The following is an 11,910-nucleotide window of genomic DNA, read 5'->3' as shown; positions in this document are numbered from 1 at the left end:
CAGAGATCATTGAGAGATGGGGGGTGGACATGGATGAAAGTGACTTTGAAGGAACTTTGGTCCTTGAACAAATGGTGTCTATTAACAAGCTCGACGAGTTTTTCGAGGCTATTGATTCAGATGATATGCAGGCGGCTCTTCGCTTGATGAAAAAGGCGCAGCTTGATGCAGAGACAATATCTTTGGTGCTAAAAAAGATGAAGGATGCCGACGGCAAACACTAAAAAAGACCCGCAAGCTGCGGGTCTTTTTTCTTTCTAAGACTCTGAGGTCTCAGACTCTTCCGCAACAGAGGGGAAGTAAACTCCTTTAGCATGGATCTCATGACCTGCTGGAATTCCAGTTCCGAGCTCGTCAGCGCGCAGAACTGATTCCGGCAAATTCAAAGACTTGCGCAGCTCATTCACTGTATCAGGAACGAAAGGTGCCAGCATAATCATCAAATTTTTCAATACATAAAAACAAGTGAAAAGGGCATCTTTCCGACCCGTTTCATCCGCACGATCATCATGCGGTTTGTATTGAGAGAACAACGAATTGATCAGACGCGCGTAGTTTTCAACCTGTCCAAGCAAAATGGCATAATCCCCTTTTTGCATTGAACGCAAGTACATCTGTACGAGCTTGATGGTTTCAGCTTCCGCCTTTCCGATCAGCTTTCCTTCCGGAACTTTGCCATTAAATTTCGAATTACATGCAGAGATCGGTTTTTCAAAAGCCGCATTCATCGGGCCGGCCAGGAATTTATTTCTTTCTGCAAAATGCTCGAAATCAAAATTCGATGCTTTCACGGGAAGGCTTAGCATCGCTAAGAAATAACGAATTTGGTCTGCGGAATAACCCATCTCTAAAAGTTGATCGCCGGTATAGAAATTTCCTTTGGACTTACTCATTTTTTCACCATTCACCATCAAATGGTAAACGCTCATAATTTCAGTCATCTGCAAGTCGCCTTTTTGCGGCAACTGCTGAGGATTGTCTTTATGTCCCAACCACATCGACCCTTGCATAATGACATAGAAAAAGACATTGTCCTGTCCCAGGAACTGCACAACTGTCGCTTCGGGATCACACCAAAATTCTTTGTAGAGATCCTTACTACGGCCTGCTTTTTCCAAAGCAACCTGAGTAAATACAATCGGCGCAATCAACGAATCCGGCCACACATATAATGTTTTGCCCTGCATATCCGGATCCAGCTCAGCCGGAACTGGAATCCCCCAGGAAACATCGCGCGTGATCGGGCGGTAGCCCCACTTGTCAGTAACGACCGAAGGAATTCCTGCTGCCTGTAAAACCTCTTGGGCCGTCTTTAAATCCGCTTTCGAGTCAAATAAGCACTCAACTTTTTTACCCGGCACGTACCGAGATTTATGTTTGGGCAAAGTTTCTTTGATTTCTTTGTATTTGGCCTCATGTACGTTTTCAAAACGACAACCGATTAGAACCGTGTTGATGACTTCCTGAACGACGGCGGAACGCCACGTTTTTTGTTTGGTCTCAATCCACGCCTTTAAAGGGTCCGCCACTTTCCACATGTCTAACCACCAGTGGGCCGTGTCCTTCAGTTCCGGTTTAGCATCACTCAGCTGACTTCGCGGATCCTGCAACTGACTGGGATCAAAAGTCGCTGCGCATACATCGCATTCATCTGAATAGGCTTCGGTATTGCCACAGTTTGGGCAAGTCCCACGCACGAAACGATCCTGCAAGAAGCGATTCATCTTTGGGTCGTACCACTGCTTCGTCACTCGCTTTTCAAGAAGACCATTCTTGAAAAGCCGACGCAGGAAATCCTGCGAAAACTGCTCATGCAAAGGGTATGTTTCCGGACGAGAAGTGCCGGTAAAAACATCTGTTTGCACCGAATATTTTTTTAACGTGTCTTTTTGTTGTTCATGAATGGTGTCGATAAATTCGCGAATGGTTTTGCCAGCTTTGAGCGCCGCCACTTCACTTGTGGACCCGTGGTCATCGTTGCCATTGACGAAAAGAACATTTTCCGCACCGATTAACATGCGCATCCAGCGGGCATAAATATCCGCAGGAACATGGGCGCCCGCCAAATGCCCTAAATGCAAAGGTCCGTTGGCATACGGCATACCAGCGGTAACCACGACCTTTTTGGGTCGCTTGTACATCGCAAGAACTGATTTGACATCGGTGGGAGGTGAAAATTTATTTTCTGGCTTAGATCCTGGCTGCATATGAACCTCTAAAGGATCTAATTTAGCGAAAATCCCCGATCGTTGCACGCATTTTGATACGGCGAGCAGAATTTAATAGAAGAAATAACCTGCGCGTCAGGCCTTCAGACCCCAGAGCAGGAAATATTTGAATGTTTATGCTTGGCAAGATCTTCGCTGACGCAGAGAAAGATTTGAATCATTCATAAAAACGGCCTTGGATAGTGACTCCATTGGAAAGAACTTGACGCTCAGATATCTCGCCAAAAGCCCCTCGAACAACAACTCCATTTACCGTTTCCACAACCTCTGCCGACATAAAATCAGGACCGCTATCTTGCGAAGACAACTCGGGATTCGCAAGTGTTGTGGGACGCGTAAGACTCACATCCATAGAGCATGCACTTAAGAAGACAGCCAGCCCACTAAGCACAAGGGCGGCAAATCGAGCTTTCACCAGGTTTATCGTTCGTTTAAAAATGGCCCTAGAACTACTTGCTTTCAAGAGCCCTCTCAATTCTCTCTAAGCGTTTTTTTATCTCGACATTTTCTTTCTTCAGAATTTCATTTTCGGCCTTAAGTGCGTCGAACTCTGCTTGTCCGACTTTTGAAGCCAATTGTTCATCCTGTTTTAGAATTTTAAAATAAAGCTCTTTGACGGAATTCACAACGGTCCAAATGACAGCGTCGTTGGTGACATGCAAATAACCGTCCTTATCCTGAGCGACAGCTTCCGGGATCACTTTCTGCACATCCTGGGCACGAATCCCCACGTACTCTTTATCCGAAGGCAGTCCCAAGGGATTGTCCTTTTTATACCTAAAATAAATTGTATTCAGACCAAGAAGCGACGCAACTCCCCGATTGAAAGGAGCTCGAATATCCTTGAGTCTTTCATCAGACGCGATTGTCCAAGTGCTCGTTCCAGGCTTAGCCGCCGAGTCCGTGGATAGCTCTAACTGATAATTCGGACTTGCCGTACCAATCCCAACCTTACCTGCAAAATAAGAGGGCGCCGTTGAATCACTTACGTAAATCGAATATTTTGTTGAAGCCGAGATCGGACCAATAAAAAGGCCATAACCAGTACCGATAGAACCGGCTCCGTAATCTCTGACCTCCGTTGAGAGGCCGTAGGCAGTTGTAATATCGCCTGCCCCATTATTGGTAACATTGGAAGATACGCCATACGCTGTTTCGATGGACCCGCTTGAGTTGTTAAGTGAAGATGCTGAAACCCCCGAGGCTCGTGTGAGGACCCCCGCGCCATCGTTTTGCGCGGATGCATTAGCTCCTACACCCCCTGAGATTGTACTTGAGTTGTAGTGATGGGCTTCTGCCTTAATCCCACCAAAACCATTTGTCGGTACACCTGTTTTTGACTCGCTCACTACTCCAAGGAAACTCCCGCCCCATAAGACGACAGTATCGGAGTTTGAAGCCAGCGTGGCGGAACCTGAAACTCCCGTGATCCCACTTCCTGTCGCGGTCGTGGCACTGGATGATTGTTTAACTATTGAGTGGACCCCCATTAGGGTTTGGTAAGTTCCAGAGCCTTGATAGGCCAAGGAATTAAACAAATTGTAGATCGGACCATAGTTATGAGTTTCGCTGTTCGCCACTAATGTGCCCACATTGAGATTTTTCATCCAGGCCTGGGCGTTCGAAGAAAGTGTGGGAGTCGCATCGACCGAGGCCATCGTTTCACCAGAGGCTGAAATGGCTGTTGGAGAGCTCGAAACATGAAAATGTGACGTAGGGGAGACCGTCCCTATTCCGACATTGCCAGAGTTTTTAATGACAAGCGGGGTGATCCCTGTCCCAGAGGTATCGACATGGTAAAAGCCTAAATCCTCTGGATTTATTGAGCCTTGGGGAATTCCAGCTCCGATATTCCACATTCCATTACCACCGATACCTGTTCCGTAAGCATTGAACCCAATACTGGCCTCTTTGAAAGATGGGCTTGAGGCGGGGGCTGGGCTTTCGATAAATACTTGCCCCCATGGTTGATCAGCTTTCACGTGGAGTGGTCTTGAGGGTGAGGTCGTTCCAATACCGACATTGCCATTTCCCGTAACTGAAAAAGCCACCGTATCAACAGCAGATGGCGGTGTAGTAAGCACACTGGGTACTCGAATATAAAATCCGTCTGTTGAATTATTTGCAGCCAAATCAAAAACAAAGTGCCCACTTGGGGAGCCCGTAACGAGCGTTCCGAACTGACTACCCGGTAGTCCTGAAATTCCGCTATCAAAGGGCCTGACTGTAAAGGCCGAATTAATTTTGAAAGCATCAGTATTCATTGGCGCAGAGACTTCCAACGTAGCAACTGGATTTGCGGTCCCGATACCGACATTACCATTTGAATCAATCGCTAGGGCATTAAGACCGAGGGCGGCTCCGGCGGCACCACCCTTTTGAACATCAAAGTACAGACCAATATTATTTTCGGCAGCACCACGAACAGCTCTAATCCCGGCCCAGTAGTTCCAATTTGCCGCATGGTTTGCAAATTTAAGTACGCCGATCGGACTACCCTCACTCACCAGAGAAGAGTTACCCAAAGTGAGTACTGGAGCGGAAGCCGACTCAATATGCAGTTTTGATAAAGGCGAACTCACACCAATACCGACATTGCCAGTATTTCGCCAAATGTCTGTTCCGTCGGTGGTCCAAGCACCCACATCCGTACCAAGTTTCGCTGCCGTGACGGCGCCGTCACTGATGTCACTTGTTCCTATGGTGCTTTTGCCTGCCAATGAGCCCAAAGTTGGAAAGTCACTGATTTGCGACTTCGTAATTGAAACGTCTTGGCAATTGAATTGGTCAGTGATTGACGACCACACCATGGTTTGACCTGCGGTACAGCTTCCAATGTTTGTATGAAACGCAGACGCCGTGCCCGTCACGTTTTTTAGATCCGATAATTTAATATACTGTGCCTGCCACGCCGTCGAGCCATGAACATACTTCAAATATTTTCCGTCATCCGCTGCGACTGCCGCAGCGACAGAAACACCGTTAATTTTGTCAACCTTGGTACTACCTTGTCCACCACTGACATCACCAGAAAGAGAACCCGAAAAACTTGACGGCGTAGGCAAGCCGGTCAACTGGGATCCATCTACTGCTGGCAAGCGGGCTGAGCCATCCAGTTTGACCACTTTATTCGCAGTCGATCCCGCATCAATAACCAATTGATTGGAGCCATTCACTATAAGACCCGAACCCGGCGCATTTTTCGCGAAAGCCTGCACCGTCGGATCGCTCTCTGATCCGACACCACTATTGTCGTCCACTGCACACTTCCAACCTCCGCCACCGGAGTTCAAAGAGGTGTCGTATTTCAACACTTCATTATTACCACAAGCCACGTTGTTTGGTTTGTAATTCAAATATTTCCCAGCGCCATTAAGCAGCTTATCGATAGACAATCCCGCAAGAAGACTGTCGGCAAAAGTTCCACTGGTAATCTTCGCCGCATCCAATGCAGGAATATCGGCGGCACTCAGTGTCGTTCCTGCCGTCACTCTGCCCTGCGCGTCCGTCGTCACTTTTGTATAGGTGCCAGAGGTCCCGACATTTGCCAAATTCACTGTGACCGCGCCAGAAGTACCGCCACCACTTAATCCTGTTCCCGCAACAACTTCCGTGATAGTGCCAGAGCCACCACTCGTGACTGTCGACCAAGACAAAATACTTCCGTCGGTCGTCAGATATTTTCCAGCGTGGCCAGTCTGACTTGGGATATTGGGAATAGAAGGCTTATTGCTAAGATCATTATAGCTGCCGCTGGTTGCTACCGTCGCGAGACCAGTCACCTTATTGGATGCAATCGTGCCGGTGATCGTTGTCGCCGTTGGCGCGTTGTAGGTGTTTGCCAGCAATTCGCCGATGACGGTACTTGCAAACCAGGCTTCGACGCCGATTTGCGTGATGTTTGTACTGGTTTTGACAAAACTATCTTCGGTTCGACCATTTAAAGTTTCAGCATTGAGTGCGTAAGCCACAGATCGCATATTGAAGTCAGCCACAACAGGCAAGGCATCGATAGAAAGACTCAACCTGAATTTTCTCGCTCCATTGCCTGAGGCCGGGTTAAAGCTGGTGACGGCGCCATTGATAGAACCGTCAGGATTCAAGCAAATCAGTCCAGCCGGTTGAGTCGGCCCATTAGCAATCACCGCTGAGTTATCCATGACCTTCTTAAGGCTTAAACCCGGATCATCCCCCCCGACAAGCCCCGTCCCAACGACTAAGTTAATATAGCCATTCACGATACTCACACCACTGAACTGCTCCTGACGAAGAATACAGTTATTAGGTGACAGAATATAAGCATCTACGGTGAGGCCCGATTTATTTGGGTATTCTCCATCCGGAAGTTTAATGACCCCTTGAAATGAAATACCTTTATGAGTTTGAGCCTGGGCAGCCAGCACAACAAAAGATGCAACAAGAATCAAAATGATATGCCGAAGAATATTCAATGAAAGATCTCTACATTGCTGAACCATAGACGCTCCCCGAAGAACAAATAATTCAAGTTCTTATCGGTCGCTCAGAGACATTCTACAAGAGACGTCCCGTTTCGCTGAGGATATACGCAATCTGAGAATTAAAAGATCACCGGGCGATCTTTCAAAATGGAACTACATGGGCACGCATTAAAAAGAGGCTGAATCTGCATGAGCTTTCAGCCTCTATATATGAGGAATACATTGTTTTTAAAGATGAATTCCTCGACTAAACAATTTTCACTTCTTTCACGGAGAAATTACTGCGGCATCGGCATCTTGCAAAGGCGCGCCCAGTTTTTCCACTCGAAGGCTTCGCGTAGGCAGTTTTGAACTTCTTGGCCTTGCAGACTCTTTTGGCATAGTTGAACAACGTCAGGACCGATGTAGCTGCTGGCATTGAAGTAAACAGAGCTCGTCGGCTTAATCGCTTCGCAGAATTCTGGAGTCGCCGCCAACGTTTGTGCAGAAGTCGTAACTGAAAGACCTAAAAGAGCAAAAAATGAAATGCTCGCGAATATTTTGGAAAACTTTTGTTTCATCATAAATAAATTCCTTTCGTCGAAAAACAGAAGCTCTATATCTCATTTTCCTGATCTTTTCAGCTTCTAGTCTGAGGCCTTAACTTTTCTTCAACTTTGGGTCAAAAAACCTCTTATTGAGCATCGACGCCAGAGAAAGACTCGCTTGTATCGCTTGCAAACGTTCACTCAGGAAACAACAAATATTTGCGCTTTTCTCCTTCGTCTTTCAACCCAAGATTTAGAGGGACTCATTCTGCAACGCTCATAATGAGCCAGGGGCTTATATTTGCTGACAACATTCAGCACTGTATAGACCTAGAAATAAACATTAGCACAGCATTAAAACTCCAAACAGTGGCATACTCTACTTAAGATCACCGACTCATTCACAGTGTCATGAGTGAGATGCGAAGTGAGTTTCTGCAGACGGGAAAAATCCATGAACTTAAATAATAGAGGCGTTGGGCTGGTCGAGGTCTTGGTAGGGCTGGGCATCATGGGTATTATCACTATGGCTTTACTAAGTATCACCGACATCTTTTCAAAGTTTCAAAACAATTACTCGGCGGTGAACGAGTCAAATATTCAAAGTGAACTGGTGCGCATGTCATTGAGTTCGGCCAGTACATGCAATATAAATTTCGTCGGTCAGACTTTTAATCCCAAAGATCTAACAACGGCTTCGATAGCACCAAAAATTCCCGATCGAATCATCAATTCTGATTCGAGTGAGGTCATCATTCGATCAGGAGTTACCACGAACTCACTGAATCTAAAATCAATCAAGGTGATGGAGATTAAGAGTTTAGGGACAAACCTTTATTTGGGTAAACTTGTTTTACCTTTTTCCAAAGCAAACGCTCTTAACAGTCTCGGGGCCAGTGAACTGGTTCGGCGTGTGCCGATAATGATGAAGGTGGAAGAAAATAGTTCAGTCGCGACAATTAAATCCTGTGCGGCGACGACAATAACTAATTCTGCTGATTATGATCTTATGGCCCAACAGCTTTGCGAATCTCTTGAGGGCACATGGAATAGCAGTTCGGGAAAGTGCGCATTAAAAATTCTCGGCCAATGTGAAAGTGGTCAAGCGATGGCTGGCGTGAACGCGGATGGTACGAAAATTTGTGTTGCCGCATCTTCTTCGTCAGGTAGTGGTTGTTCAGCCCCTGGCGCTTTTAGAGCATGCACGACCTACGCCTACTCTCAGATCGGACAGTATACATGGATAGACACCAAAGGATGCTCATGGGTCGGAACTTGTGGAGTCGGTGGAAGCGGACCCACTGGCGCTAGTTGCTGTCAAAGTGGTCACTAAATCCGATTGAGTAACCTTCAGATAGGCAACCAGTGTTTATTATCAAAGAAGGGCTTTAAAATATATTTATGAGCAGATTTGGATGGAACTCCACCATCAAGTGAGTAGAACCGTAGAACCGAATATACCGACCGACAGCGAATCATCCTGATTGTAGAACCGTAGAACCGAATATACCTAGAAATGGAAAAGGCCCGATGGTTTACCATCGAGCCTTTATTGGTTGCGGGGGCAGGATTTGAACCTACGGCCTTCGGGTTATGAGCCCGACGAGCTACCAGACTGCTCCACCCCGCGACAAGGAAGTTTAGGTATAGGTGGAAAGAGCTTGGGGGTCAACCCCTCATTATTAAAAGAATGAATATAACAGCCTGTATCATTTAAGCCTCGTTGAACGACCAGGAAAAACATGGTTGAACTCACTTTTCAGAGGAGATTTTGATGAAACTCGGAAAACTGTTTCAACTTGTCGCCGTCATCCTTGTTGTCATTGTTGTGCTTATCGGGGGCTTGGCATTCTGGGGGCTTTCAAAGCTTCCGTCGGCGTTTGAGATTCGACAAGGACTCACTCCTCCAGCCATGGCGAATCGTGCTACAAAAACAAGCACGTCACCAACAGTTGAGGCAGAAAAGAAGTCGCAAACACCCCTCCCCACCTCTACGCCGGAATCTGTGACCGAGATCAAGAATGAACAGGCGGCGATTGTGGAGGATACATCCAAAGTTCTGCTTGAAGACTTTACGGACCCTCGCAAGCCCTTAATTGAATCATGCCGACATTTAGAAAAAGCGGCCGACAGTCACTTGCTCCGAGACCACAAAAATGCCAATGCAAAGTTTTTCTTTCACAGCCTGGCGCAAGACCAAAAAGATCCGCTGGTGGAAACCGCAGCCCCCATCCTTCGATATATTTTCAGATCCCCTGGAATGCCGGCACTGGTCGACATGGTGATGAAATCTGAAGAGCAAAAAGACCCTTCTATTTTAAAAAAAGCGGAATTCTATTATGAAATTTACCGTGCAGGCGCTTTTCTTAAAGAGAACACTCGGGCAATGGATGAACTGCTGCAAAAAACCTATAACATGCACTATTTGGCCAGAGCGGTGGCCCTGAAGCCAGAGCTCGCGCGGGATCCTGCAACCCTCAATTTTTGCGAACAGATGGAAAAGAATGTCAATCACAGAGGCCCTTACGATGCTGATGAAGCGGCGAAAGAAATGCAGACTTTTTTAAGTTCTGTGGGAGTCGACGCCAAAGAGTTGGGGTATGATGCGAACTATCGCTCTCATGTTAAAATGAATCTAACGAATTCCCAAGTTACTTTGAACGATGCCTGGGTCTTAAGGCTTTTTGCCGCAGACATTGAAAAAGCACATCAGGCCCCTACACAAAATTAGGCGAGACGTATCTTTTAACTATTACAAAAAAATCAAAGAGCACCATGAAATGAATCAGATCGAAATGACTTTGTGGCGTTCTTAACACATTCTTATTACGACACTGTCGCAAATCGAGAATTCGCCACAAAGAAATACGATTTTCAAGAGATAACCTCACAGTTCTTTCATCTGACTGTTTCAGACTGAGACATAGCGAAATCAGGCTGGTTAAGTTCTTGTCAAAAAAACTCAAGCATTCACGCAACTCCTCCGAATTTATTGATGTCCAAGGAAATATTTAGAACCCGAAAGGAACGTTTGTATGGGCGCTCAAAATGGATTTTGGAAGTCTTGGCTGAGAGGCATAAAGGGACGCTTGCTGCTGGCAGCGGTCTTCCCCCTATTAGGATTCATCGTTTTGGGGGGCCTCACCTATAGAAATCTTGATGATGTGGTAAAGCTCCTGGATCAAAATACAGACTCCATCGTGCCATCCTTCGATGCTCTGGGTGAGATGAGACAAGCTCGCAACAAATTTCTTTACAATGTGTGGGCGTCTTTCGCGACGGAAGCTCCCGAACAGAGAGCGAAATTCATTAAAGGGGCGCACGAAGCGATTGAGGAATTTGAGTCCGCCGAAAAACAGTACTCGCAATTCAAGATGTCGCAAGAGGAAGTAAAACTTTACGCCACAGTTAAAGACCTTCTTCCTGATTACTATAAAAACACAAAACAGGTGATCACCCTTTTAGAAAGCGGCGATCCGAAACAATACGCCGAAGCCAAGCTTGTCATGCAAGGGCCTCTGTCTAAGATCGGTACGGAAATACGCGCCTGGAACCGCGACTTAGCAAAACAGCTGCGCAAGACGGCGGAAGCCTCCAATGCGGCAGCCAACGCTTCAAAAGCCCAAGCCGTTCAGACAATTATCCGCATCACAACTGTCGCCGGATTGGCCATTTTTGGTTTGATGATTTTTATCGGGGCTCGCATCGCAAATTCCGTGGGAGGTATTTCCGACAAGATCGACGAGGCCAACAAAAGCGTGGTTTCAGCCGTGGAACAATTAAGCCTCGCCGGAAACAGTCTGTCACAATCTTCCACCTCTTCGGCGGCTTCACTCGAAGAGACCGTCGCATCTTTAGAGGAATTAACCTCGATGGTGCGCATGAATTCCGATAACGCGAAACAAGCAGCATCGCTTTCCGTTTCATCACGAGAAACCGCGGAAAAAGGCGAGCACGAAATTCAATCACTCATCCGCTCGATGCAAAATATTTCGCAATCTTCTAAAAAAATCGAAGAAATTATCTCCGTCATTGATGATATCGCCTTTCAAACCAATCTTCTGGCGCTAAATGCGGCAGTCGAGGCGGCCCGAGCCGGCGAACAAGGCAAAGGTTTTGCCGTCGTTGCCGAAGCCGTCCGTTCGTTAGCACAAAGAAGTGCCGCGGCAGCCAAAGACATCACATCTTTGATTCAAGACTCTGTCACTCAGGTCGAAGAAGGCCGCCGTATCGCCGACAATAGTGGAACTGTTTTGAGCAATATCACAAGTTCCGTTAAAAAGGTGTCTGATTTGAACAACGAAATTTCTGTAGCCAGTAGCGAGCAGACCACCGGTATCCAACAAATCAGCAAAGCCATGAATCAACTGGATCAGTCGTCCCAAGGCAATGCCGCCTCCGCAGAAGAAATTGCCGCCACGACGGTGGAAATCAATGGGCTTGCGCAGACGACGCAAGTCTTGCTGAGTGATCTGCAACGATTTATTCTCGGCAGATCCGTCAAAGCAGAGTCGGTGCAAATGGAAGTTCCCAAAAAGAAAAGCGTTGCTTCTATTCAGAAAAAGGACGCTCTTCCCCAAAATGTTGTGAAACTTAAAACGCCTGCCAAAGCCACCCGTGCTGCGGCAACAATTCCCTTCGACGAGGATCAGGAAGTCCGTGCCAAGGTCGGCACGACAGAGGGCTTCTAGATCT

The 11,910-nt window shown here is 46.9% G+C and carries 8 protein-coding genes and 1 tRNA gene; 4 read left to right on the top strand and 5 right to left on the bottom strand.

What is annotated here, in order from left to right; all coding sequences use genetic code 11:
- Positions 1 to 224: hypothetical protein (locus tag OM95_RS16120; protein ID WP_363228138.1), on the top strand; the 224-nt coding region annotated here is incomplete at its 5' end.
- A gap of 33 nt (positions 225 to 257) precedes the next feature.
- On the opposite strand, the gene OM95_RS16115 is transcribed toward OM95_RS16120, so the two are convergent.
- From OM95_RS16115 to OM95_RS16100, 4 genes are all read right to left on the bottom strand, one after another.
- Positions 258 to 2,207 (bottom strand): class I tRNA ligase family protein, encoded by a 1,950-nt coding sequence (locus tag OM95_RS16115; protein ID WP_041876088.1) that lies wholly within the window; start codon positions 2,205 to 2,207, stop codon positions 258 to 260.
- Between the two features lie 178 nt (positions 2,208 to 2,385).
- On the bottom strand, positions 2,386 to 2,643 hold the full coding sequence (locus OM95_RS16110; protein WP_291516650.1) for a hypothetical protein: 258 nt from the start codon (positions 2,641 to 2,643) through the stop codon (positions 2,386 to 2,388).
- A 34-nt stretch (positions 2,644 to 2,677) separates the two neighbouring features.
- Positions 2,678 to 6,706 carry a tail fiber domain-containing protein gene (locus tag OM95_RS16105; RefSeq protein WP_041876083.1) on the bottom strand — a complete coding sequence of 1,343 codons (4,029 nt, stop codon included), beginning with the start codon at positions 6,704 to 6,706 and terminating at the stop codon, positions 2,678 to 2,680.
- Positions 6,707 to 6,966: 260 nt separating this feature from the next.
- Entirely contained in the window at positions 6,967 to 7,251 is a 285-nt protein-coding gene (locus OM95_RS16100) for a hypothetical protein (RefSeq protein WP_041876080.1), read from the bottom strand.
- 418 nt (positions 7,252 to 7,669) lie between these two features.
- On the opposite strand from OM95_RS16100, the gene OM95_RS16095 reads away from it, so the two are divergent.
- Complete coding sequence (locus OM95_RS16095) at positions 7,670 to 8,548, top strand: prepilin-type N-terminal cleavage/methylation domain-containing protein (RefSeq protein ID WP_041876077.1); 879 nt, start codon at positions 7,670 to 7,672, stop codon at positions 8,546 to 8,548.
- A gap of 220 nt (positions 8,549 to 8,768) precedes the next feature.
- On the opposite strand, the gene OM95_RS16090 is transcribed toward OM95_RS16095, so the two are convergent.
- Positions 8,769 to 8,845: transfer RNA gene (locus OM95_RS16090), tRNA-Met, on the bottom strand.
- Positions 8,846 to 8,989: 144 nt separating this feature from the next.
- Between OM95_RS16090 and OM95_RS16085 the strand changes: the two genes are divergently transcribed.
- Together OM95_RS16085 and OM95_RS16080 are read left to right on the top strand one after the other, a co-directional pair.
- A complete protein-coding gene (locus tag OM95_RS16085; protein WP_041876075.1) occupies positions 8,990 to 9,946 on the top strand; it encodes a hypothetical protein in 957 nt (318 codons plus the stop codon).
- A gap of 304 nt (positions 9,947 to 10,250) precedes the next feature.
- Positions 10,251 to 11,906 (top strand): methyl-accepting chemotaxis protein, encoded by a 1,656-nt coding sequence (locus tag OM95_RS16080; RefSeq protein ID WP_041876072.1) that lies wholly within the window; start codon positions 10,251 to 10,253, stop codon positions 11,904 to 11,906.
- The last annotated feature ends 4 nt before the right edge of the window (positions 11,907 to 11,910 follow it).

Origin of the sequence: Bdellovibrio sp. ArHS, from assembly GCF_000786105.1 — a bacterium.
In the GTDB taxonomy this organism is placed as follows: domain Bacteria; phylum Bdellovibrionota; class Bdellovibrionia; order Bdellovibrionales; family Bdellovibrionaceae; genus Bdellovibrio.
The sequence above is the reverse complement of the archived record's forward strand: the minus strand, read 5'-3'. Positions and strand labels throughout refer to the sequence as shown.